This window comes from Microbacterium nanhaiense, assembly GCF_014646015.1.
Taxonomy (GTDB): Bacteria; Actinomycetota; Actinomycetes; order Actinomycetales; family Microbacteriaceae; genus Microbacterium; species Microbacterium nanhaiense.
The window spans coordinates 535,328-559,380 of the sequence record NZ_BMMQ01000001.1 but is presented as its reverse complement, the minus strand read 5'-3'; the positions used below and the strand labels follow the sequence as shown (position 1 = coordinate 559,380).

23 protein-coding genes are annotated in these 24,053 nt (G+C 66.4%); 6 read left to right on the top strand and 17 right to left on the bottom strand.

Features of this window, described 5'->3' with window-relative positions; translation table 11 throughout:
- Window positions 1–146 precede the first annotated feature (146 nt).
- From IEX05_RS02745 to IEX05_RS15405, 8 genes are all read right to left on the bottom strand, one after another.
- Window positions 147–539 (bottom strand): DoxX family protein, encoded by a 393-nt coding sequence (locus IEX05_RS02745; RefSeq protein ID WP_188699837.1) that lies wholly within the window; start codon window positions 537–539, stop codon window positions 147–149.
- Window positions 540–601: 62 nt separating this feature from the next.
- A complete protein-coding gene (gene leuA, locus IEX05_RS02740; protein WP_188699836.1) occupies window positions 602–2,341 on the bottom strand; it encodes a 2-isopropylmalate synthase in 1,740 nt (579 codons plus the stop codon).
- A 184-nt stretch (window positions 2,342–2,525) separates the two neighbouring features.
- Window positions 2,526–3,425, bottom strand: a complete 900-nt coding sequence (gene era, locus IEX05_RS02735; protein ID WP_188699835.1) for a GTPase Era — start codon at window positions 3,423–3,425, stop codon at window positions 2,526–2,528.
- Window positions 3,418–4,788 carry a hemolysin family protein gene (locus IEX05_RS02730; protein ID WP_188699834.1) on the bottom strand — a complete coding sequence of 457 codons (1,371 nt, stop codon included), beginning with the start codon at window positions 4,786–4,788 and terminating at the stop codon, window positions 3,418–3,420. Before IEX05_RS02730 ends, era begins: the two co-directional genes overlap by 8 nt.
- Window positions 4,785–5,252: an rRNA maturation RNase YbeY gene (gene ybeY, locus IEX05_RS02725; protein WP_188699833.1), complete on the bottom strand. Its 468-nt coding sequence runs from the start codon at window positions 5,250–5,252 to the stop codon at window positions 4,785–4,787. The genes IEX05_RS02730 and ybeY overlap by 4 nt, the downstream gene beginning before the upstream one ends.
- Window positions 5,249–6,250 (bottom strand): PhoH family protein, encoded by a 1,002-nt coding sequence (locus tag IEX05_RS02720; RefSeq protein WP_188699884.1) that lies wholly within the window; start codon window positions 6,248–6,250, stop codon window positions 5,249–5,251. The genes ybeY and IEX05_RS02720 overlap by 4 nt, the downstream gene beginning before the upstream one ends.
- 46 nt (window positions 6,251–6,296) lie before the next feature.
- Complete coding sequence (locus IEX05_RS02715) at window positions 6,297–6,644, bottom strand: HIT domain-containing protein (protein ID WP_188699832.1); 348 nt, start codon at window positions 6,642–6,644, stop codon at window positions 6,297–6,299.
- Window positions 6,645–6,694: 50 nt separating this feature from the next.
- Window positions 6,695–6,901 carry a DNA/RNA helicase domain-containing protein gene (locus IEX05_RS15405; protein WP_268237854.1) on the bottom strand — a complete coding sequence of 69 codons (207 nt, stop codon included), beginning with the start codon at window positions 6,899–6,901 and terminating at the stop codon, window positions 6,695–6,697.
- Here IEX05_RS15405 and IEX05_RS02710 point away from each other — a divergent pair.
- Entirely contained in the window at window positions 6,892–7,557 is a 666-nt protein-coding gene (locus IEX05_RS02710; protein WP_188699831.1) for a nucleoside/nucleotide kinase family protein, read from the top strand. The two genes, IEX05_RS15405 and IEX05_RS02710, sit on opposite strands and share 10 nt — an antisense overlap.
- Window positions 7,558–7,644: 87 nt before the next feature.
- Here the strand turns inward: IEX05_RS02710 and IEX05_RS02705 are convergent, their stop codons facing one another.
- From IEX05_RS02705 to lepA, 9 genes are all read right to left on the bottom strand, one after another.
- Window positions 7,645–8,673 (bottom strand): methionine synthase, encoded by a 1,029-nt coding sequence (locus IEX05_RS02705; RefSeq protein WP_188699830.1) that lies wholly within the window; start codon window positions 8,671–8,673, stop codon window positions 7,645–7,647.
- Window positions 8,670–9,599 (bottom strand): putative oxygenase MesX, encoded by a 930-nt coding sequence (locus IEX05_RS02700; protein WP_188699829.1) that lies wholly within the window; start codon window positions 9,597–9,599, stop codon window positions 8,670–8,672. The genes IEX05_RS02705 and IEX05_RS02700 overlap by 4 nt, the downstream gene beginning before the upstream one ends.
- 71 nt (window positions 9,600–9,670) lie before the next feature.
- The gene (locus IEX05_RS02695; RefSeq protein ID WP_188699828.1) at window positions 9,671–10,624 is read right to left on the bottom strand and encodes a LysR family transcriptional regulator; all 954 of its coding nucleotides are present in this window, start codon (window positions 10,622–10,624) and stop codon (window positions 9,671–9,673) included.
- 66 nt (window positions 10,625–10,690) lie between these two features.
- The gene (locus IEX05_RS02690) at window positions 10,691–11,410 is read right to left on the bottom strand and encodes a 16S rRNA (uracil(1498)-N(3))-methyltransferase (protein WP_188699827.1); all 720 of its coding nucleotides are present in this window, start codon (window positions 11,408–11,410) and stop codon (window positions 10,691–10,693) included.
- Between the two features lie 2 nt (window positions 11,411–11,412).
- Entirely contained in the window at window positions 11,413–12,528 is a 1,116-nt protein-coding gene (gene dnaJ / locus IEX05_RS02685; RefSeq protein ID WP_188699826.1) for a molecular chaperone DnaJ, read from the bottom strand.
- A 47-nt stretch (window positions 12,529–12,575) separates the two neighbouring features.
- Window positions 12,576–13,601 (bottom strand): heat-inducible transcriptional repressor HrcA, encoded by a 1,026-nt coding sequence (hrcA, locus tag IEX05_RS02680; protein WP_188699825.1) that lies wholly within the window; start codon window positions 13,599–13,601, stop codon window positions 12,576–12,578.
- Between the two features lie 71 nt (window positions 13,602–13,672).
- Window positions 13,673–14,887 (bottom strand): radical SAM family heme chaperone HemW, encoded by a 1,215-nt coding sequence (hemW, locus tag IEX05_RS02675; RefSeq protein ID WP_188699824.1) that lies wholly within the window; start codon window positions 14,885–14,887, stop codon window positions 13,673–13,675.
- Window positions 14,887–15,528: a DUF1990 domain-containing protein gene (locus IEX05_RS02670; RefSeq protein WP_188699823.1), complete on the bottom strand. Its 642-nt coding sequence runs from the start codon at window positions 15,526–15,528 to the stop codon at window positions 14,887–14,889. Before IEX05_RS02670 ends, hemW begins: the two co-directional genes overlap by 1 nt.
- A gap of 24 nt (window positions 15,529–15,552) precedes the next feature.
- Window positions 15,553–17,403 (bottom strand): translation elongation factor 4, encoded by a 1,851-nt coding sequence (gene lepA, locus IEX05_RS02665; protein WP_188699822.1) that lies wholly within the window; start codon window positions 17,401–17,403, stop codon window positions 15,553–15,555.
- A gap of 314 nt (window positions 17,404–17,717) precedes the next feature.
- On the opposite strand from lepA, the gene IEX05_RS02660 reads away from it, so the two are divergent.
- From IEX05_RS02660 to rpsT, 5 genes are all read left to right on the top strand, one after another.
- A complete protein-coding gene (locus IEX05_RS02660; RefSeq protein WP_188699821.1) occupies window positions 17,718–18,701 on the top strand; it encodes an ABC transporter permease in 984 nt (327 codons plus the stop codon).
- A 1-nt stretch (window position 18,702) separates the two neighbouring features.
- Window positions 18,703–19,596 carry an ABC transporter permease gene (locus IEX05_RS02655; protein ID WP_188699820.1) on the top strand — a complete coding sequence of 298 codons (894 nt, stop codon included), beginning with the start codon at window positions 18,703–18,705 and terminating at the stop codon, window positions 19,594–19,596.
- A complete protein-coding gene (locus IEX05_RS02650; RefSeq protein ID WP_188699819.1) occupies window positions 19,593–21,647 on the top strand; it encodes an ABC transporter ATP-binding protein in 2,055 nt (684 codons plus the stop codon). The genes IEX05_RS02655 and IEX05_RS02650 overlap by 4 nt, the downstream gene beginning before the upstream one ends.
- Before the next feature lie 50 nt (window positions 21,648–21,697).
- Window positions 21,698–23,428 carry an ABC transporter family substrate-binding protein gene (locus tag IEX05_RS02645; RefSeq protein ID WP_188699818.1) on the top strand — a complete coding sequence of 577 codons (1,731 nt, stop codon included), beginning with the start codon at window positions 21,698–21,700 and terminating at the stop codon, window positions 23,426–23,428.
- A gap of 203 nt (window positions 23,429–23,631) precedes the next feature.
- The gene (gene rpsT / locus IEX05_RS02640; protein ID WP_188699817.1) at window positions 23,632–23,892 is read left to right on the top strand and encodes a 30S ribosomal protein S20; all 261 of its coding nucleotides are present in this window, start codon (window positions 23,632–23,634) and stop codon (window positions 23,890–23,892) included.
- The last annotated feature ends 161 nt before the right edge of the window (window positions 23,893–24,053 follow it).

Below are 24,053 nucleotides of genomic sequence, written 5' to 3'. Positions count from 1 at the left end.
GTTAGCCGCGCCAATCGCGGGCGAACCTTCGACGTGTGCGTCCTCGCCAGCGCCACGTCACCGCCGGCGGCGACCGGTGTGCGGACGGCCGAGAACCCCGTGCGGATGCGCATGGGCCGAGATCTCGTCAGGCGGTTGCGCGGGCGCTACGCGCGCGTCGACCAAAGCGCGGCGACGATGAGCACGGGTTGAAAGAACAGCCTCGCGAAGCGCTTTCGATCGGTGTCCAGCCCGAACGCGCTGCGCCGCTGGGTGTACTGCGACACGTTGCCCGGGAAGACCGCCGCGAAGAACACCGCCGCGATTCGTCCGACCGTGCCGGCGCGCTTGCCCTGCGATACGGCGAGGGCGGTTCCGAGGGTGATCTCGGCGATGCCCGACGCCACGACGGTCGTATCCGGCTCGAGCGGGACGAAGTCTGGGACCTGCGCCTGGAAGTCGCGTCGCGCGAAGGTGAGGTGGGCGATGCCGGCGAAGACGAGCGCTCCACCGAGCAGAGTCTTCGCGAGCCCGCGGCCCCGGCCGTTGCGTGCCTTCATGCACCCATTATGCAGCCGTGGGCCGCGGATCCCGACGGATCCGCGGCCCACGGCTGCTTTCGTTAGGCGGTGACGCGTGCGCGCACAGCGCGGTTCACGGCGGAGACGATCGCCTTGAGCGAGGCGGTGGCGATGTCGCTGTCGATGCCGACGCCCCAGAGGCGCTGGTCGTCGACCTGCAGCTCGACGTACGCGGCGGCCTCCGCGTCGCCGGAGGCCGACAGCGTGTGCTCACTGTAGTCGTACAGCGTCACGTCGTGACCGCGCTCGCGGATCACGTCGAGGAATGCCGCGACCGGGCCGTTGCCCCGGGCGGTGACGATGCTCTCCTCGGATCCTTCCCGGAGCGTCGCCTGCAGCACGCTGTTGCCGTCGGCGTGCGTCACGGTCGTGCCGAGCAGCTCGTAGCGACCCCACGTGGCGTCGGCGGCGCCGGACGGCAGGTACTCGTCCTGGAAGATGTTCCAGATCTCATCGCTCGTGATCTCGCCGCCCTCGCTATCGGTGCGGTTCTGGACGACGTTCGAGAACTCGATCTGCAGCTTGCGCGGCAGGTCGAGCTTGTGGTCGGCCTTCAGGAGGTAGGCGACCCCGCCCTTGCCCGACTGCGAGTTGACACGGATGACGGCCTCGTAGGAACGCCCCAGGTCCTTCGGGTCGACGGGCAGGTACGGCACGGCCCAGGGGATGTCGTCGACCGATACGCCGTTCGCCTCCGCGGTCTTCGCCATCGCCTCGAAGCCCTTCTTGATCGCATCCTGGTGGGATCCGCTGAAGGCCGTGAAGACGAGGTCGCCCGCCCAGGGGCTGCGCTCCGGCACGGGCAGCTGGTTGCAGTACTCGGCGGTGCGCTTGACCTGGTCGATGTCGCTGAAGTCGATCTGCGGATCGATTCCCTGGGTGAACATGTTGATGCCGAGCGCGACGAGGTCGACGTTGCCGGTGCGCTCGCCGTTGCCGAAGAGGCAACCCTCGATGCGGTCGGCGCCGGCCATGTAGCCAAGCTCGGCGGCGGCGATGCCCGTGCCGCGGTCGTTGTGCGGGTGCAGCGAGAGAATGACGTTTTCGCGGTTGTCGAGGTTGCGGCTCATCCACTCGATCGAGTCCGCGTAGACGTTCGGCGTCGCCATTTCCACCGTTGCAGGCAGGTTCACGATGATCTTCTTCTCGGGCGTCGGCACGAGAACCGTCATGACCTGGTTGCAGATCTCGGCGGCAAATTCGAGCTCGGTTCCCGTGTACGACTCCGGGGAGTACTCGTAGTACACGGTCGTCTCGGGGATCGTGGCCTCGTACTTCTTGCACAGGCGCGCACCCTCGAGGGCGATGTCGATGATGCCCTGCTTGTCGGTGCGGAACACCACCTCGCGCTGCAGAACGCTCGTCGAGTTGTAGAGGTGAACGATGGCCTGCTTCGCTCCGCGCAGCGACTCGTAGGTCCGCTCGATGAGGTGTTCCCTGGCCTGGGTCAGCACCTGGATGGTGACGTCGTCCGGGATCGCGTCGTCCTCGATCAGGTGGCGCACGAAGTCGAAGTCGGTCTGGCTCGCCGACGGGAACCCGACCTCGATCTCCTTGTAGCCCATCTTCACGAGCAGGTCGAACATGATGCGCTTGCGCTCGGGGGTCATCGGGTCGATGAGGGCCTGATTGCCGTCGCGGAGATCGACGGCGCACCACCGCGGTGCCTTCTCGATGCGCTTCGAGGGCCAGGTGCGGTCGGGCAGGTCGACCGTGATCTGCTCGTGGAACGGCACGTACTTGTGGATCGGCATCGTGCTGGGCTTCTGATTGTTCTTCATCGTCGTGTTCTTTCGGTGTTCGTGGAATTCGGGCCACGAGAAACGCCGCGACGAGAAGGCCCTGACTTACGAGGTCTCGCCGCGGCAGAGAAGAAGAAGGAACAGCCCCTGACGCACTCTGTCACCCTAACACGCGATCTGCCCGCCCCAGGCGCGGGACGGGCAGATCGATTGAGCAGAATGCTCAGAAGCCGAGGCGGCCGAGGTGCTTCGGGTCGCGCTGCCATTCCTTCGCGACGCGCACGTGCAGGGAGAGGAACACCTTCGTCCCGACGAGCGGCTCGATCTGGGCGCGGGCGCGGGCACCGACCTCCCTCAGGCGGGATCCCCTGTGGCCGATGATGATGGCCTTCTGGCTGTCGCGCTCGACGATGACGTTTGCCCACACGTCGGTGAGGTCGTCCCGTCCCTCGCGGGCGGCGATGTCTTCGATCTGCACGGCGATCGAGTGCGGGAGTTCGTCACGCACGTCGCTCAGGGCCGACTCCCGGATGATCTCGGCGATGCGGTCTTCGAGAGACTCGTCGGTCGTGATGTCATCCGGATACAGCGCCGGGCCCTCGGGCATGAGCGCGAGCACCTCGTCGGCCAACACCTCGAGCTGGTCGCCGGTTTCGCTGGACAGCGGGATCACGGCCGCCCAATCGTCGCGCAGCGAATCGACCTCCATGAGGCGTTCGACGGTCTCGTCGCGCTCGGCGGTGTCGGTCTTCGTGACGATCGCGATCTTCTTGGCACGGGCGTAGCCGTCGAGCGATGCGGCGATGCGGCGGTCTCCCGGGCCGACCTTCTCGTTCGCGGGGACGCAGAAGGCGATCACGTCGACGTCGCCGAGGACGGTCTCCACGAGGTCGTTGAGGCGCTGGCCGAGCAGGGTGCGGGGGCGGTGCACGCCGGGCGTATCGACGACGACGAGCTGCCCGCCCGGGCGGTTCATGATCCCTCGGATCGCTCGCCGGGTGGTTTGCGGCTTCTCGCTCGTGATGGCGATCTTCTCGCCGACGAGCGCGTTCATCAGCGTCGACTTTCCGACGTTCGGACGGCCGACGAAGGTGACGAAGCCGCTGCGCTGGGTGTCAGTCATGGGTTCCATTCTTGCCGCGCTTGGTGTTCTTCGCGTCGGACTCATTCGGGGAGAGAACATCGATGTCGCCGGTACGCGGATGGCGTCCGAGAACGTCGTCGACCTGACGGAGCGCTGCCGATCGCTCGACGAACACCGTCGCGATCCCGCGACCGCGTCCGCGAGAGGTCCCGCCGGTGAGGACGAGCCCCTCGGCTTCGACCATCTCGCCGGGTTGCGGCATGTGGCCGAGGTGCTTCGACATGAGACCGCCGATCGAATCGACGTCCTCGTCCTCGATATCGATGCCGAACAACTCGCCCACCTCATCGGCGCCGAGGCCGGCGCTCACGCGGTAGCTTCCGGGCGCGAGCTCGACGACCTCGTTCGTGCGCGAGTCGTACTCGTCATCGATCTCGCCGACGAGCTCTTCGAGCAGGTCCTCGAGGGTGACGATGCCCGCAATTCCGCCGTACTCGTCGACGACGAGACAGACGTGCACCTGGTCGCGCTTCATCTGCTGCAGCAGACTCTCGGCACGCATCTGCTCCGGCACGAAGACGGCCGGCCGCGCGTACGCACCCACGTGGGCCGTGCGCCATCCCGGCGTCTCGCGGAACGCGTGCTGCACGAGATCCTTGAGATACAACACTCCGACGACGTCGTCAACGTCGCCGTCAATCACGGGAAGGCGCGAGAATCCGCTCGTGAGGAAGATGTCCACGGCCTCGGAGGCGACGACACGCGAGTCGATCGACACCATCTCGGTGCGCGGCACCATCACGGTGCGCACGATTTGGTCGGTGAAGTCGAACACCGAGTGGATCAGCTCGCGGTCGTCATCTTCGATGAGGTCGTTGTCGGCCGCCTCGTCGACGATCGACAGCAACTGGTCTTCGGACTCGAATCCGCGGTGGCGTCCGCCGGGGATGACACGCCCAAGGGCGAGGCCGATCGGCTGGGCGACGACGCCGAACACGATCTTCGCGGCCCGGATGATGGGGGCGCCGAATCCGAGGATCCGCTCGGCGTATCGCCGGCCGAGGATCGCCGGCACGGTCTGCACGATCACGAAGATCGCGATCGTCAGCACGACGACGGTGATCAGAACGCCCCACCAGAGGCCGCCGACCAGTTCCTGGAACGCGGCGGCCGCGAGAACCACGGACCCCACTTCCAGGAGCACGCGGGTAAAGACGAGGGACGCCTCGTGCGGATCCCGATCGCGCGAAATGTGCGCGAGGGCCCGCGGGCTGTGCCCCTCGGAGGCGAGGTCGACGAGATCCGCGGAGCTGGTCACGGCGAGTGCCGCGTCGAGTGCGGTCATGAAGGCCGAGAGAAGGAGGAGTACGACGACCCCGCCGAGTAGGAGTGCCTCGGTCATGCCCGTCGACGCCGCCGTTCCTCGGCCGCGAACGCGACGAGCAGTTCGCGCTGAAGGCCGAACATGCGCCGTTCCTCCTCGGGAAGCGCGTGGTCATAGCCGAGCACGTGCAGCATGCCGTGGGTCGTGAGCAGGCAGATCTCGTCCATCAGCGAGTGGCCGGCCGTCTCCGCCTGCTGCTCGGCAACCTGCGGGCACACGACGATGTCACCGAGCAACCCGGGAGGCGTGGGCTTGTCGGCCGTGCCGGGGCGCAGCTCGTCCATGGGGAAGCTGAGCACGTCCGTCGGTCCGGGCTCGTCCATCCACTCGATGTGCAGCTGTTCCATCGCCGGCTCGTCGACCATGAGGATCGCGAGATCCGCATCGCCGCTCACAAACAGCGCCCCGAGGTGGTGCTCCGCCATGCGCAGCACGAGCTCGAGGTCGACCTCCACGCCGGACTCGTTGTTGATGTCGATCATGCGCGTCCCCGCTTTCGGTTGGGCTCGCGCGAGGTCATTCCTCGTCGACGCTCGGCCCGGTTGGCAAACTCGCGCGCCTCCTCGAGCTCTGCTCGGCGAGCCGTGCGCTGCTCGTCGAAAGCGCTGTACGCGTCGACGATCTTACCGACGAGGCTGTGGCGCACGACGTCGTCGCTCGTGAGGTAGGCGAAGTGGATGTCGTCGACGTCTTTGAGGATCCGGTTCACGACGCGCAGCCCGCTCGTGCCGCCCGGCAGATCGACCTGAGTGATGTCGCCCGTCACGATCATGCGCGTGCCGAAGCCGAGGCGGGTGAGGAACATCTTCATCTGCTCGGGCGTCGTGTTCTGCGCCTCGTCGAGAATGACGAAGGAGTCGTTGAGCGTGCGGCCGCGCATGTAGGCAAGCGGGGCGACCTCAATGGTGCCGCTCGCCATGAGCTTGGGCACGACCTCTGGGTCCATCATCTCGTTGAGCGCGTCGTAGAGCGGCCGCAGGTACGGGTCGATCTTGTCGGTGAGACTGCCCGGCAGGAAGCCGAGCCGCTCCCCCGCCTCGACGGCGGGACGCGTGAGAATGATGCGGCTGACCTCGCGGCGCTGCAGTGCCTGCACGGCCTTCGCCATCGCGAGGTAGGTCTTGCCGGTTCCGGCCGGACCGATGCCGAAGACGATAGTGTTCTCGTCGATCGAATCGACGTATTCGCGCTGACCGTCGGTCTTGGGGCGGATCACCTTGCCCCGCGTGGTCAGGATGGCCTCAGCGGGGGCGGATCCGTTGCGCAGCGCGCGACTGGAGACCTCCACGTCCTCGGGCGCGGCCGCAATCCCGTCGCGCGTGAGCGTCACGAGTTCGTCGACGAGGACGCGCGCCGCGGCGACGTGCTCCTCCGAGCCCGTGAGAGTAATCTCGTTGCCGCGCACATGAACGTCGACGTCGGGGTGCTCCTTCTCGACCATGCGCAGGAGCTTGTCCTGCGGGCCGAGGAGGTGCACCATCGCGACGCCGTCGACGGTGAGGGTAACGGTGGTAGTGGCAGAGTCGTCAGCCAACGAGGCTCTTCTCCTCAAGGTCGCCTGCGAGAACGTGCGCGTGCACGTGGAACACGGTCTGACCCGCGCCCGCTCCCGTGTTGAAAATAAGTCGGAATTCGCCGTCGGCCTTCTCGGCCGCGACGCCGTTCGCCACCTCGATGACCTCGGCCAGCAGCGACGGATCCCCCGCCGCCAGCTCGGCGACGTTCATATACTGCTCGGTCTTGGGGATCACGAGCACGTGCAGCGGCGCCTGTGGCGCAATGTCGGTGATCGCGAAGACCCGCTCGGTCTGCGCCACGATCTCACCGGGGATCTCGCCGTTCAGGATGCGCGTGAAGACGGTCGGCTCACTCATGGAGTCAAGTCTAGTCGTGGGCGGGTTGAGGCCGGACGAATGCTCCCCGCTCATTCAGCTGAGGGAAGCAACTCGCGCAAATGGCTCCGCAGCGCGTCATCGCACACATAGACGAACGTGCCGCGGATCCCGCGTGCGAGGAGAACCGCGTACACGTTCTTCACGTATCGCTCGATGCCGTGATCTGTGTACGTTATCCAACCTCGAACGGGGCAACGTTTCCGCGCGTCGCCGCTACTGTGTGCACATGCACCCACCGACGCGCCGCATCGCCACCCTAGCGCACCTCCTCGGTGAGTTCGAGATCGTCCGCCCGGGTGAGCGAGTCCTGATCGCCCTCGACGGCGTGGACGGGATGGGCAAATCACATCTCGCGCGTGAGCTCGTCGAGCTCAGTGAGGCGGAGCAGGGGCGACCCATCGTGAGTGTCAGCATCGACGGCTTTCACCGACCGAGGCACGAGCGCCTCGCCGCGGGGAACGGACCTGAGGGGTTCTATCACGGCTCGTACCGCTACGACGCGTTTCGTGAGAATGTCGTCCGTCCGGTCCAGGATGGGACGCCCATTCGCCCCGCGGTGTGCGACGTCGCGGCGGACGAGCCGGTGACGCCGATGCCGAGAGACGTTCCCGCGGCGGCCATCGTGCTCGTCGACGGCATCTTCCTCCAGCGGCCCGAGCTCGCCGACGTGTGGGACGCTGTCGTCTGGGTCGATGCACCCTTCGAGGTGACTGTGCCGCGAGGAAACGCACGCTTTCCGGGCCGCGTGAATCAGGATCCGGAATCAGCCGCGAACCGACGCTACGTCGGCGGCCAGCGGATCTACTTCGACGAGGCGCGCCCGGCCGAACGCGCGACATGGGTCTGGGATAACACGGTATTGGAGCGGCCGTCGCTCAGGCGAAACCCCTGACCCGCCAGCTCTGGGCACGCCGACCGGGCCGCGTGACGCGATCCCGGCACAACTCCGACGCAATGAGTTCGGTCTCGCCACCGACGCTCAGGCTAGCTCGCCCCGCACGAGCTCGGTGCCCGCCACCAGCGCCCGCATCTTCTCCCCCGCGATGCGGCGCGACAGCGGAGCCATCCCGCAGTTGGTGCTCGGAATCAGCTTGTCCGCGTCGACGAACGACAACGCGCCGCGCAACGTGGCTGCCACCTCGTCAGCGGTCTCGATCCGATCGGTGGCGACATCGATCGCTCCGACCATCACCTTCTTCCCGCGCAACAGCCCGAGCAGTTCGACGGGCACGTTCGAGTTGTGACGCTCGAGCGAAACAATGTCGATCGACGATGCCTGCAGCAGCGGGAAGGTCTGCTCGTACTGACGCCACTCCGACCCGAGCGTTGCCTTCCAATCGGTGTTCGCCTTGATGCCGTAGCCGTAGCAGATGTGCACGGCGGTCTGCGCCGCGAGCCCAGCGGTCGCTCGCTCCAGCGCCGCGATGCCCCACTCGCGCACATCGTCGAAGAATACGTTGAATGCCGGCTCGTCGAACTGAATGATGTCGACGCCGGCCGCCTCGAGCGCCCGCGCCTCTTGATTCAGGATCCCCGCGAACTCCCACGCGAGCTTCTCCCGGCTGCCGTAGTGCGCGTCGTACAGCGTGTCGATCATCGTCATCGGCCCGGGAAGCGCCCACTTGATCGGGCGATCCGTAACGGCGCGCAGCTGGGCGGCGTCGGCGGCGAACACGGATCCGTCGAGGCTCACCTCGCCCGCGACCGTCGGCACGCTCGCGTCGTAGCGGTCGCGGATCCGCACCGTCTCGCGACGCTCGAAGTCGACACCATCCAGGTGCTCGACGAAGGTCGTCACGAAATGCTGGCGGGTCTGCTCACCGTCGCTGATGATGTCGAGCCCAGCCCGGCGCTGCTCGTCGGCCGCGAGTGCCAGCGCATCCAGCTTGCCCTCGCGCCGCTCGTCACCCTCCAGGCGCCATGGCGACCAAAGCTTCTCGGGCTCGGACAGCCACGACGGCTTCGGGAGGCTTCCGACCGTCGATGTGGGAAGGAGGGGCAGTGTCATCGTGTCGTCCATTCCTCGAGAATCGTGCCGTACGGCCTCATCAGGTACTCATCTGCGTAGGCGCCCTGCTCCTTGCCGAGGCGGGCGCGTTCGTCTCGGTCGTAGTCGACCTTCGGAACGGAGAAGTCGGAGTGCTCGAGGCTCGGGCGGTAGATCGCAGGCGCCACCGAGTTGGCGTTGTAGATCTCGGGGCGGTAGATCTTCTGGAAGGTCTCCATCGTCGCGACCGTGCCCGCGAGCTGCAGCGGCGTGTAATCGTTGAGAAGGTCGCCGCGGTGATAGAACGCCAGCGGTGCGACGGAGCCCGGCGGCATGAAGTACCGCACCGACAGCCCCATCTTGCCGAAGTAGAGGTCCGTCAAGGATCCCTCGGGCTGCACGTACTCGACCCCGAGCACGGGGTGCTCGTTCTGGGTGCGCTCGTAGGTGCGCGATGTCGACACGCTGATGCAAATCACCGGATCCTGCGCGAACCGCGACCGGTACGCATCGGACTCGAGGAATCGCTGGAAGATGCGCCCGTGCAGCACGCCGAAGTCATCCGGCATGCCGTTCGGCAGCGTCACGCTGAAGTCGTAGTCGCGGATGTACGAGGAGAAATTGTTGCCGACGATGCCCGGGGTCACGGAGCCGGTCGACAGGTCTCGGATCGACACGTTCAACACCTCGATGACGGGAAACGCCTCCCGCAGGTGCAGGTCGACCGAGACGATGTCGAGGTCGATGGCGTAACGGTCGCCCGTCGGGTTGTCCCAGCGCACGAGGTCGTTGAACCGATTGTTGATCATCGCGATCGCGTTACGCAGGTTCTGTTGACGGCTCTCACCTCGCGCCAGATTCGCGAAGTTGGTGGTGGTGCGCGTATCGGCGGACGGGGTGTAGTCCTCATCGAAACGCGTCGTCGTGAGCCTGAACGTGGGGTGCATCGTCCTCAGTGTATGAACAACGCCGAGCTATAGCCTCATATGCGCTCATGATGTGTCGTCATAGAAGGAAACTATGTGAGGAGCGAGACTCCGTATCCCTCGACAACTCCGCGCATCTCGTCGACAAAGCGCTGCGCCTGCGCGGTCAGCGACGCGACCGCGTGACTGATCCACCCGATCTCGATGCGCTCGTCGACGTCGAGCGGCACCGCGACGATCGACGGATCCATCTCTCCGGAGATCAGTCCCGTCGAGATCGTGTATCCGCCGAGTCCGATCATGAGGTTGAAGATCGTCGCGCGATCGCTCACGCGGATGTCCTGCTTCACGGTTCGCGTCGAGAGGATCTCCTCCGCGAAATAGAAGGAGTTGTTCGAACCCTGGTCGAACGTCAGGCGCGGCAGCTCCGCGAGGTCCTCGAGCGTCACGCGCTCCCGGCCGGCGAGCGGGTTCGTCCGCGCGACGAAGATGTGCGGATCCGCGCGGAACAGGGGCGTGAAGACGAGCCCGGATTCGCGGAGCAGCTTGTCGATGACCTTGCTGTTGAAGTCGTTGCGGTACAGCACGCCGAGCTCGCTGCGCATTGTGCGCACGTCCTCGATGATGTCCCACGTGCGGGTCTCGCGCAGGCTGAACGCGTACTCGTCGGCGTCGGTCGCCCTCACCATTCGCACGAACGCGTCGACGACGAAGGAATAGTGCTGGGTCGAGACCGCGAGCAGGCGCCGCGACGGCGCTCGACCGAGGTACTTCTGCTCGAGTAGCTCGGCCTGTTCGATCACCTGACGCGCGTATCCGAGGAACTCGACGCCCTCCTCGGTGAGCGTCGCTCCCCGGGCGGAGCGCACCAGCAGCGCGCGGCCGGTCCGATTCTCAAGTTCCTTCAGCGCCGCGGACACCGTCGGTTGCGACACGTAGAGCAGGTCGGCCGCCGCGCTGATGGAACCCTCGACCGCGACCTCGACGAAGTACCGCAACTGTTGAAGCGTCACGCCGCGCGTCATGTGCATACCGTCCTGGGCCATAAAGAAACGCTATCCCGTGCACGCCGGCGGGCTCGCGTGTTCCGCGGGCGCGAGCTCAGGCCGGGGTCACCAGCGCCCGATGGCCTGGTTCAGCAGCGCGAGCGCGGCCGGACCGGCCGTCGAGGTGCGCAGCACACTCTGACCGAGGCGGGCACGCACGGCGCTGGCCTCGCCGAACGCCGCGAGCTCTTCCGGGGCGATACCGCCCTCCGGGCCGACGACGAGAATCACGTCCTGCTCCCCCGACCAGTCAAGATCCGCGACGCGATTGTCGGTCCAGGGATCGAGCACGACGATCCTCGCGTCGGGCGCGAGCGCGACGAGGTCGGAGGTCGAGGCAACCGGAGAAACGATCGGGATCCAGGCGCGGTGCGCCTGCTTGGCGGCCTCGCGCACGATCGTCTGCCAGCGGGCCTGCCCCTTCGACGCCTTCGGGCCCGACCAGCGCGATACGCTCCGCGCCGCCTGCCAAGGGATGATCCCATCGATGTCGAGCTCCGTCGCCGCCTGCACCGCGAGCTCGTCGCGGTCACCCTTCGCCAGCGCCTGCGCGAGCAGGATCCGCCGCGCGGGCGCCTCGACGAACGCGCGCGATTCCACGGAAATCGAAACCCGCTTGGGGTCGGCCGAGGCGACCGATCCCGTCAGCCACGCGCCTCGGCCGTCCGTGACCGTCACCTCCTCGCCCACGCGCACGCGGCGAACAGCCGACGCGTGGTGCGCCTCCGAGCCGGTCAGCTCGATCGCGTCGCCCGACGCGTCATCGACGACGAAGTGCAGCGCCACGATCAGCGGCCGAACTTGTCGCGGAACCTCGAGAAGAAGCCCTGCTGGTGCTCGGCGAGTCGCGGATCCGGGGCCTTTGTGCGCTGGGCGAGCTCCTCGACGAGCTTGCGGGTCTTGTGGTCGACCTTCGTGGGCGTGACGACCTGCACCGAAATGCGCAGGTCGCCGCGCTTCTTCGTTCGCAGACCGGTGATGCCCCGGCCGTCGATCTTGAGGACGTCGCCCGACTGCACGCCGGCGCGGACCTCGAGGTCGACCGCGCCGTCGAGCCCGTCGATCGACGTGGAGGTGCCGAGGATCGCGTCCGTCATCGACACTTCGAGGGTCGCGAGCAGGTCGTCGCCGTCCCGGCTGAAGACCGGGTGCGTGTCGACGTGGATCTCGACGTAAAGGTCACCGTTGGGGCCACCCGCGGGACCGACCTCGCCGGATCCGGCGAGCTGCAGCCGCAGGCCCGTCTCGACGCCCGCCGGGATGTCGAGACCCACCGTGCGGCGCGAGCGCACCCGGCCCTGGCCGCTGCAGGCGGCGCAGGGGTGCTCGATACGGGTGCCGTAACCCTGGCAGGATCCGCAGAGCTGCTGCGTGACGACGTTGCCGAGCAGGCTGCGCACCTGTCGCTGCACGTGTCCGGATCCGCCGCACACGTCGCACCGGGTCGGCTCCGTCCCCGGCTGACAGCAGGTGCCCTGACAGGTGTCGCAGAGCACCGCGGTGTCGATCTCGACGTCGCGATGGGTCCCGAACACGACGTCGCCGAGCCCCAGCGTCAGGCGGACGAGAGCGTCGTCGCCGCGCTCGCGCCGCGACCGCGGGCGCCCGGCACGGGACGCCCCACCGGCCGCACCGAAGAACGCCTCGAAGACGTCCCCGAAGCCGCCAAAGCCCGCGCCTCCGAAGCCGCCCATGGCGTCATCGCCGCCCATGTCGTAACGGCGGCGCTGCTCGGGGTCGCTCAGCACGTCATAGGCGTGGGTGACGTTCTTGAACTCCTCCGCGGCCTCCGGCGACGGATTCACGTCGGGGTGCAGCTTGCGCGCAAGCTTGCGGTACGCCTTCTTGATCTCGTCGTCCGATGCCTCGCGCGAGACTCCGAGCACGTCGTAGTGGTCTGCCACTTCTCACCTTTCCGCGGGGAATGCCCGCGATGAGGGGGATGCCGCGTTCAGCGGCTCTCGTCTTCTTCTAGAACCCGCGTCAGGTAGCGCGCGACGGCCCGAGCCGCCGCGAGATTGCGCGGGTAGTCCATGCGGGTCGGCCCCATCAGGCCGACGCGGGCGCGACTGACGGTCGCGTCGTAGGTACTCGTCACGATCGATGCCTCGCCGAGCCCGAACGCGTCGTTCTCGCGGCCGATGCTCGTCGCCAGCCCTTCGTCGTCATCGGCCATCTCGCTCATCAGCTTGAGCAGCGTGACCTGTTCCTCGATCGCCTCGAGGAGCGGGTGGATGCTCCCGCGAAAGTCGCTGGTCCGCTGCGCGAGCGTCGCGGATCCCGCCATCACGAGCCGGTTCTGACGGAACTCCTCGAGGTCGTCCGCGATCGCCGCGGCGATCGCCGAGAACGCCGGATCCGCGGGCGCCGCGGAACCCCGCGCGGCCTGAATGCGCTCGGCCGCGACCCGGACGGGGTGACTGACGACGAGAGGCTGAAGGAGCGCGAGCGCGATGTCGAGATCCGTCGTCGCCGCCTCGGGTGGGAGCAACGCGATGCTCTGCGACACCCTGCCCGTGTCGGTGACCATGATCACGAGGGCGCGGCGGGCGTCGAGCCGCACGAGCTGCACGTGCGTCACGGTCGCGCGCGAGAACGACGGATACTGCACGAGCGCCACCTGGCCCGTCAACTGCGTGAGCAGGCGCACCGTGCGGCTGAGCAGGTCGTCGAGATCCGCGGGGTCGCGCAGGAAGGTTTCGATCGCGGAGCGCTGCGCGGCGGAGAGGGGGCGGACATCCGCCAGGTGGTTGACGAATGCCCGGTAGCCCTTGTCCGTCGGCACGCGTCCGGACGAGGTGTGGGTCTGCGCAATCAGATCCTCTTCTTCGAGGATCGCCATGTCGTTGCGAATCGTCGCCGCCGAGACCCCGAAGGCATGGCGCTCGACGATGGCCTTCGAGCCGACCGGCTCGTGGGTGTCGACGAAGTCGGTGACGATGGCTCGGAGCACCTGCAGGCGCCTATCGCTGACCATGCCGTCTCCCTCCATCCTGGCACTCTCACATGTCGAGTGCCAATGTTACCCGTTCGGAGCCGGAAGGACGCTCAGACTGTGAGGGAGCGGACGACCGCGTCGGCGAGCAGGCGGCCGCGAAGCGTCAGCACGATCCGCCCGCGGATCGCCGCGGATCCGTCGACGAGCCCGTCGGCGACGAGGCCCGCGATCGCGGTACGCGCGGCAGCGCTCGGCAGCTCCGAGATCGCCATGCCCTCACGGATCCGCGTTTCGAGCAGCACGCGCTCCAGCGCGCGGGCGTCCGCATCGGGCGTCTCTCGGCCTGCCGCCGGTGATTCGCCCAGCGCCAGCCGCTGCGCGTACGCAGCGGGGTGCTTCACATTCCACCAGCGCAGACCGGCGACATGGCTGTGCGCGCCCGGTCCATAGCCCCACCAGTCGAAGCCGCGCCAATACGACAGGTTGTGGCGCGAGCGGTGGGCCTCTCCGCGAGACCAGTTGGACACCTCGTACCACTCGTACCCGCCACCGGCGAGAAGCGCGTCGGCGAGCTCGTACATGTCTGCCTGCAGATCGTCATCGGGCGCCGCTACCTCGCCCCGCGAGATCTGCCGGGCGAGCTTCGTGCCCTCCTCGATGATGAGGGCGTATGCCGAGATGTGATCCGGCTCCAGCGACAGCGCGGTCTCGAGCGAGTGCCGCCAGTCGTCGAGGCTCTCCCCCGGCGCGCCGTAGATCAGGTCGACGCTCACGTCGAGGCCCGCCCGCTTCGCGGCCGCGACCGCGAGCGAGACGTTCTCGGGGCTGTGGCTGCGATCGAGGGCGGCGAGCACGTGCGGCACGGACGACTGCATCCCGATCGAGAGCCGGTTCACCCCCGCCGATGCGAGCCGTTCGACGACGGCATCGGTGACGGTGTCGGGATTCGCTTCGACGGTGATCTCCGCATCGAGCGCGAGGCTGAACGCGTCTCTCACTCCGTCGAGCATGCGCGCCAGGTCGCCGGCGGGCAGGAGCGTGGGCGTGCCGCCGCCGAAGAAGACCGTGCGGGCGGGCCGCAGCGGGCCGGCCTCTTCGAGCACCCGGCGCGAGAGGCCGATCTCGTGCAGGAGCGTGTCGGCGTACTGATCCTGTCGCGCCCCGCGCAGCTCCGTCGCCGTATAGGTATTGAAGTCGCAGTACCCGCAGCGCACGCGGCAGAACGGCACGTGCAGGTAGACCCCGAAGTCGGTGCCCGGGTCGGCGGACACGCCGAGGCGTCCGTCGGTGGGTGCGGGATCGCCGAGCGGCAGCGCGCCGGCCATCAGGCGAACAAGGGGGAGATCGCGCGCAGATAGGCGGTGTTGATGCGCTTGCGCCGGCGCTTCACGAGGCCCTTGAACAGGCGGTACGGCCAGGCCACCGGCACGTCGAACGCCCGGACCTCGAACCACACCTCGTCGTTGTCGCGCCACTCGACCGCCAGCAGAATCTCACCGCTCACGATCGTCGCATCGACGGTTCCGATCGCGAAGGCGGTGCGACGCGGATCCTCCGTCACGAAGATCACACGGTAGTCGGCGTTCGCGCGGTGTCCGCGCTTGGCGTTCGCGAGATGGGCGGTGGCGCCCGGCGTGACGAAGGGCAGGCCCTCGTCGGACACTCGCGGCTCTTCGTCGTGGCTGGCCGGCGCTTTCGGCGTACCATCGGCCGCGAAGCTCACGCCCGTGTAGGCCGCGTCGCGCGGGGGTCGGACGTCGGTGATCTCAAAGCCCGCGCCCGTGACGACGCGCCACGACAGCAGGTCGTCACTCGCCTTTCGGAAGCGTTCTTCGCCGCTCCCGATTCGCCACGTATCGACCGCCGGGAGCGAGCCCTCCGGCGGGTACTGCAGCAGGTCGGGGGTCTGCGAGGCCCCCACTGCCGCATAGTCGACCGTCTGATCACGGAAGGTCGCCCTGCGCATGATGATCACCCTAACTCGGGTCGGTTACTTCTTGCCTGAAGACTCGACGTCGCCGGAGAGCGCGGCGATGAAGGCATTCTGCGGCACTTCGACGCGCCCCACCATCTTCATGCGCTTCTTGCCTTCCTTCTGCTTCTCGAGCAGCTTGCGCTTTCGGCTGATGTCACCGCCGTAGCACTTGGCGAGGACGTCCTTCCGGATCGCGCGGATCGTCTCACGGGCGATCACGCGCGCGCCGATGGCCGCCTGGATCGGCACCTCGAACTGCTGACGAGGGATCAGCTTGCGCAGGCGTTCGGCCATCATCGTCCCGTAGGAGTACGCGGCATCGCGATGCACGATCGCGCTGAATGCGTCGACGCGCTCGCCCTGGAGCAGGATGTCGACCTTGACGAGGTCGGCCTCCTGGCTACCGGCGGGCTCGTAGTCGAGGCTCGCATACCCTTGCGTCCGGCTCTTGAGGTGGTCGAAGAAGTCGAACACGATCTCGCCGAGCGGCATCGTGTACTTCAGCTCGACGCGTTCCTCCGACAGGTAGTCCATGCCGAGCAGTGCCCCGCGGCGCGACTGGCACAGCTCCATGACCGTGCCCACGTAATCCTTCGGCACCAGGATCGAGGTCTGCACGACCGGCTCGGAGACCGAAGCGATCTTTCCCTCGGGGTACTCGCTGGGATTCGTCACGACGATCGTGTCGCCGTTCTCGCTCGTCACTTCGTAGATCACGCTGGGCGCGGTCGTGATGAGATCGAGGTTGAACTCGCGCTGGAGGCGCTCGGTGATGATCTCGAGGTGCAGCAGACCGAGGAAACCGCATCGGAAGCCGAAGCCGAGCGCGACAGAGGTCTCCGGCTCGTACACGAGCGCCGCGTCGGACAGCTTGAGCTTGTCGAGCGCGTCACGCAGGAGCGGGTAGTCGCTGGCGTCGATCGGATACAGACCAGAGAACACCATGGGCTTCGGCTCGACGTAGCCCTCGAGGGCCACGGTCGCGGGCTTCGCCGCATCCGTGACCGTGTCGCCGACCTTCGACTGGCGCACGTCCTTCACGCCCGTGATGAGATACCCCACCTCACCCACGCCAAGACCCTTGGTCGGTTCGGGCTCCGGGCTCGACACACCGATCTCAAGGAGGTCGTGAGTCGCCTTCGTCGACATCATCTGAATCTTCTGACGCGGCGAGAGCTTGCCGTCGATCATGCGCACGTAGGTCACGACGCCGCGGTAGGCGTCGTAGACCGAGTCGAAGATCATCGCGCGCGCCGGCGCGTCTGCGTCGCCCTTCGGCGCGGGGATCCGCTCGACGATGCGGTCGAGCAATTCTTCGACGCCCATGCCCGTCTTGCCCGAGACCCGCAGGACGTCTGCGGGATCGCCGCCGATCAGGTCGGCGAGTTCCTTCGCGAAGCGCTCCGGGTCCGCTGCGGGCAGATCGATCTTGTTGAGCACGGGAATGATCGTCAGGTCATTCTCGAGCGCCAGATAGAGGTTCGCGAGAGTCTGCGCCTCGATGCCCTGTGCCGCATCGACGAGGAGGATCGCGCCCTCGCACGCGGCGAGGGAACGGGAGACCTCATAGCTGAAGTCGACGTGCCCGGGGGTGTCGATCATGTTCAGCGCAAAGGTGTCGTCTCCGACCTGCCAGGGGATGCGCACCGCCTGGCTCTTCACCGTGATACCGCGCTCGCGCTCGATGTCCATACGGTCGAGGTACTGGGCCCGCATCTCGCGATCGGGCACGACACCGGTCAACTGCAGCATGCGGTCGGCAAGGGTCGACTTGCCGTGATCGATGTGAGCAATGATGCAGAAGTTACGAATTCGCTCGGGCGGCGTTGCGGCGGGCGCGAGCGTCTGGGAGGCACGTGGCGACATATCCAGGCGATTCTATGCTGTGCGGGCGCGAAGTTCCTGGTGGCCACGCCCATCGTGCGCACGCACGACACGCCCGCAGATCGTCATCACCTGTGTGACATCTCCCCGAAATGTGTGCAAACTAGAGTGACATGCGTCCCGCTTAGCTGAGCAAATTGCTCAGTGACGGGCGCCATATTCGACAGAAACGTTCGAGCAGATAAAGATTCATAACGCTTTTACGTCGATGGCTCAGCCAATCGACGGAGGCGTGAGCAAGCGGGCTAGAGTCTCCCCTCAGCACCGTTGCTTCCCCACGAAAGTCACCTGACACCTTGTTCTCATACCTGACGCGCCGCCTGATCAACTGGCTGGTCATCATCGTCGTGTCGACCAACATCACGTACTTCCTGGCGTGGAACTTCCTGGATCCGCGCAGCAACTACGTAGGTCGGCGCCCGCCCTTGTCCCCGGAGGAAGTGGACGCACTGCTCCGCCCCCGCAATCTGAGCGCAGAGGTCCCTCTGCTCGAACGGTGGTGGACGTGGCTGACGAACATCGTGTTGCACTGGAACTGGGGTATGACGCCTGACGGCGATTCGGTCAACCACGAGGTGTCGTTCCGCATGTGGACGTCGGCACAGTTTGTGACGGGCGCAACAGTCATCGGCATCGTGGCCGGCGTCGCGCTCGGTGTCTACACCGCGAACCGTCAGTACAAGCTCGCCGACCGCATCGGTCACTTCACGTCGACGATCACGATGAACATCCCGCCGATCGTCGCGGCACTCGGCCTCGTTCTGCTGGCTGTGATGCTGAACAAGGCGACGGGCGTCACGATCTTTTACGTGACGGGCCCATCCGGTATCGGGATCGACAATTGGTTTATGGGCGTCCTCGATACGCTGCACCGTCTGGTGCTGCCGACGCTCGCGATGTCGCTCGTTGGCTATGCGTCCACACACTTCCTGCAGCGCGCGCTCCTGCTCGACAACATCGGTGCCGATTACGTCCGCACGGCTCGCGCCAAGGGCCTCACCAAGCAGCGCGCTATCCGTAAGCACGCACTCCGTACCTCACTGATCCCGATCGCCACGCAGGTTGCGTTCACGATCCCGACGGTGTTCCTCGGCGCGTTTCTTTCGGAGGTCATCTTCGCCTGGCACGGCCTCGGCGAGTACACGGTGTCTGCCCTCAGCAAGAACGACATTCACGGCACTGTCGCCATTGCTGCTTTCGGTGCGCTCACGACGGCCATCGGCGCGCTGCTTGCCGATGTCGCCGTCGTGGCCCTTGATCCTCGAGTGCGGGTGAGCTGACATGACGATCACGGAAATTCCCGACATCCAGCGGTCCAAGCCACTGTCGAAGGGTGCCCTCTACACGCGCCGCTTCTTCCGCAACGTCCCGGCCGCGGCCGGCCTCGGCATCTTCGTGGTGCTCGTTCTCTTCGCAGTGTTCGGCAACCTCTTTGCGAAGTACGACTACGTCGAGCTCGACTTCCTCGCGCTCGCCCAGGGGCCGAGCGCGGAGCACTGGTTCGGCACCACGGGCGCTGGCAACGACGTGTATGCGATGACGGTGCAGGGGCTGCGCCGCTCACTCATGATCGCGCTCATCGTGTCGGTCGGAACGACGGTCATCTCGGCCGTGCTCGGCGCGATGGCGGCCTACCTCGGCGGCTGGTGGGAGCGAGTCATCCTGTGGGTCATCCACTTCATGCTCGCCGTCCCCGGCTTCCTCATCGTCGCGCTCGTGACGAACGGATCCGGCGGTAACTGGTTCATCCTCGCCGTGATGCTCGTCGCGATCGGCTGGATGATGCTCGCGCGCACCGTGTGGACCCTCTCGCTCTCCATTCGCGAAAGCGAATACGTGCAGGCCGCACGCTACATGGGTGTCGGCAACTTCAAGATCGTCATGCGTCACATGATTCCGAACATGGCTTCGCTGCTGATCATCAACTTCACCCTCGGGATCGTCGGAGCGGTCAACTCCGAGACGAGCCTTTCGTTCCTAGGATTCGGTGTTCAGATTCCGGACATCTCTCTCGGAAACCTGATCGCGACGGGTGCGAATGTCATCTCATCCGCTCCGTGGATCTTCCTCTTCCCCGGCGCGATCCTCACGCTTCTCACGGTGTCGATGGCCTTTGTCGCGGATGGCTTGCGCGACGCCCTCGACCCGAACTCGGCGGCAGGAGGCCGCGCATGACCGACCCGATTCTCTCCGTCAAGAACCTCACCGTCAGCTTCGCGAGCGAGGCCGGCCGCGTCGACGCCGTGCGCGGCGTCAGCTTCGACCTGCACCCCGGTAAGACCATCGGCATCGTCGGTGAGTCCGGCTCGGGTAAGTCGGTCACGTCGCTCGCCATCATGGGCCTCCTCGCCGACAACGCCCGCGTGGGCGGATCGGTGGTCTTCGACGGCGTCGAACTGATCGGCAAGACCGACAAGCAGATGTCCGAGATCCGCGGCAATGGCCTGTCGATGATCTTCCAGGATCCGCTGACCTCGCTGACGCCCGTGTTCACGATCGGCGACCAGCTCGTTGAGGCGATCACCGCTCACCGCGGCGTCTCGAAGGCGCAGGCTTGGGAACGCGGCATCGAACTGCTCAAGACCGTCGGCATTCCGAATGCCGAGGTGCGCATGAAGGCATTCCCGCACGAGTTCTCGGGTGGAATGCGGCAGCGCGTCGTCATCGCGATCGCGCTCGCGAACGACCCGAAGCTGATCATCGCCGACGAGCCCACCACGGCGCTCGACGTAACGATTCAGGCCCAGGTGCTCGATGTCATCAAGAAGGGGCAGCGCGAGACGGGCGCCGCCGTGATCATGATCACTCACGACATGGGCGTTGTCGCCAACGTCGCCGACGACGTGCTGGTCATGTATGCGGGGCGCCCGGTCGAGCATGCCCCCGTCGACAACCTCTTCTACGACACCCGCATGCCGTACTCCGTCGGCCTGCTGGGGGCCATCCCCCGCGTCGACAAGAAGGACAAGGAGCCGCTCGTCCCGATCAAGGGCAACCCGCCCCTGCTGATCAACCTGCCGGATGCCTGCCCCTTCGCGGCGCGCTGCCCCATCGCCACCGAGGCGTGCCTCGCCGGCGAGCCTCCGCTCGAGCCCGTCGCCGAGGGCGGCGATCAGCACTTCGCCGCGTGTATCCGCGCCGATGAGATCCGAAACGGATCGATCGCGGGTGCGCCGGTCTTCCCCGCGCCGGTCATCCCCGAGAGTGAGCTGCTCCAGAAGCCGCGCGAGGAGCGCGTCGAGACGCTGCGGGTGGAGAACCTGACGAAGACCTTCCCCCTCCTGAAGGGTGCGCTCGCGAAGCGCAAGGTCGGCGAGGTCCACGCCGTCAAGAACGTCTCCTTCGACATCCGTGAGGGCGAGACGCTCGCCATCGTCGGCGAGTCGGGCTCGGGCAAGACGACGACGCTCCTCGAGATCATGGAACTCGCGAAGGTCGAAGGCGGCGACATCGTCATCAACGGCACGAGCGTCAAGGACATCAGGAACCGTCGCCAGGAGCGCGCGCTTCGCCGCGACATCCAGATCGTGTTCCAGGACCCGATGGGCGCGCTCGACCCGCGCATGACGGTGTTCGACATCCTCGCGGAGCCGCTGCGCACCATCGGCGTCGACAAGACGAAGACCCACGAGCGCGTGGACGAGCTGATGAATCTCGTCGGCCTCAACCCCGCGCACGCCGACCGATTCCCGCAGGCGTTCTCCGGCGGCCAGCGGCAGCGCATCGGCATCGCTCGTGCCCTGGCTACCGAGCCGAAGCTCATCGTGCTCGACGAGCCCGTGTCTGCGCTCGATGTGTCGATTCAGGCGGGTGTTATCAACCTGCTCGACGAGCTCAAGGCCAAGCTCGGCATCTCGTACCTCTTCGTCGCCCACGACCTCTCGGTCGTGCGTCACCTCGCCGACCGCGTCGCGGTGATGTACCTCGGTCAGTTCGTCGAGCTGGGTGACGTCGACGCGGTCTTCGACGACCCGCAGCACCCGTACACGCAGGCGCTGCTCTCGGCGATCCCCGTTCCCGATCCCCACATCGAGCGCACGCGCGAGCGCATCGTGCTCACCGGGGATCTGCCCAGCCCGACCGACAGGATCGCGGGCTGTCCCTTCGTGAGCCGCTGCCCGCTGTACCAGACTCTGGATCCGGCGAGCAGGGCCCGCTGCGAGGGCGAAGCACCACAGCTCACCGGGCGTGAGGGCGTGCACACCAACGCGTGCCACTTCCGGTAGGTCTCCCCCTCGAATCCCACCCCAAGCGCAAAAGCGCGAAAGGAACACCAATGAACAAGCACACCAAGTGGATCGGAGCGGCCGCCATCCTGGCCACGACGTCCCTCGCCCTGGCGGCCTGCTCCGCCGACGACGATGCCGCCAACAACGGCAACGCCGGCAACAACGAGAGCGCGGCTCCCGCCGCTCCCGCGGCCGCCGAGCCGGACAACAACCCGGTCGACCGCGCCGACCTGCAGCAGGGCGGCACCTACGTCACCGCCATCGGTGAGATCCCGCCGCAGTCGAACGCTCTCCACCAGGACAGCACGGTCGACGGGGCCACGCTGTGGACCTGGTACAACCCCCAGATCCTGCTGTCGGCACCCGACGGCACCGTCACCCCGCACCCGGCGTACGTTTCGGACCGCACTGTCGAAGAGGTCGACGGCAACACGGTCATGACCATCACGTTCACGGACGAGGCGCAGTTCAACGACGGCACGCCGATGGACTGGAAGACCATCGAAGCGACCTGGCGGGTTCAGAGCGGCGAGGGCGACTTCCAGCCGAACACGACGGACGGTTACCGCAACATCAAGTCGGTTGAGGCCGGTGACACCGACAAGACCGCCGTCGTCACGTTCGATGGCACGTTCGCGTGGACCGACGCGCTGTTCTTCCAGGTGATCCACCCGGATGCCGCGAAGGATGCAAAGACCTTCAACGAGGCCTTCCTCAACACGCCGCACCCCGAGTGGGGCGCTGGTCCCTACAAGATCGGCACCTGGGATGCCGACAAGGGCACCATCACCTTCGTTCCGAACGAGAAGTGGTGGGGCGACGAGCCGATGCTCGACGAGCGCACCTTCCGCGTCATGGAGTCGACCGCGACGATCAACGCCTTCAAGGCGGGCGAGATCGACTCGACCGGCACCACGACGGCCGACCGTCTCGCTCAGGTCGCCGACATGGAGGGCGTCGTGACCTACAAGGCGCCGGACGTCTCGAACGGTCTGCTGCAGTTCAACTCGAACAACGGTCCTCTCCAGGACATCAATGTCCGCAAGGCCGCCATGATGTCGATCGATCGTGAGCAGCTCAAGGCGATCGTCTACCAGGGTCTCGACTGGGAAGAGCCGCCCGCCGGTTCGTTCAACCTCTACTCGTTCCAGGAAGGCTACTCCGACTCGTTCGCTGAGGCCGGCTACGAGTACAACGCCGAGACCGCTGGCGAGCTCCTCGAGGAGGCCGGCTGGACGCTCGGCGACGACGGAATTCGCGAGAAGGACGGCGAGAAGCTGACCTTCAGCTTCACCACCTTCGGTGACGACCCGACCGGTGAGGCCCGCAACCGCGCGATCCAGCAGATGATGAAGCAGGTGGGAATCGACCTCGTCATCGACAACCACCCGTCGAGCGAGTTCTCGACGGTGCTCACCGAGGGCAGCTGGGACACGATCATCCTGGGCTTCAGCTCCTCGGACGCGTTCGGCGTCATGTGGATGTGCCAGGTCTACTGCCAGGACAGCGGCCTGAACCTCTCGGGCACGTCCGACGAGACGTTCGACCAGCGGATCCACGAGCAGGTCGAGGCGCTTCCCACGGCTGAGGAGCAGATCCCCGCCGCGATGAAGCTCGAGGCCGAGCTCATGAGCGAGTCGTGGGGCATCATGCCGCTCTACAACGGCCCGGTCATCATCACCGCCAAGGAGGGCATTGCCAACCTCAGCCCCGAGCCCTACCAGGGCCTCGACATGTTCGGCGTGCAGCCGGTCGAGAACGTCGGCTGGGTGAAGTAATCCACTTCCCCTCTTAGGCGGGGTCGGCGCTTCGGCGCCGGCCCCGCCTTCGCGTGGTGGGCGTGTTCAGCCGATCCGGATCCCACCTGCTAAGCTTGGTTCTTGGCTTGCGTGCGGGCTCCCACACCCGCACACGTCTTGCGGCGGCCCCTCTACCGCCAAGAGACAACATCCGATTCGCATTCAACGAAAGCCTGTATAACGTGGCAAACATCAAGTCGCAGATCAAGCGCAACAAGACCAACGAGAAGGCGCGCGAGCGCAACCGCATCGTCAAGAGCGAGCTGAAGACGCTCGTTCGCGCGACGCGCCGTGCGATCGCCGCAGCCGACAAGGGTGCCGCCGAGACCGCCTTCGCGAAGGCTTCGAAGAAGCTCGACAAGGCCGTGTCGAAGGGCGTGATCCACAAGAACCAGGCCGCGAACCGCAAGGGCGCCCTGGCGAAGCAGATCCACGCGCTCTGACTCTGAGCACATCAGGGCCCGTCTCCTCTCGAGGAGACGGGCCCTTTCTGCATCCCTCACCGTTCATATGACACCTTTGCGCACGTGCGCGCGTTCTCACGAGCGAAAGGTGTCATATGAACGNGTGTCATATGAACGGTGGGGGCTTGGACTTGGGGCGT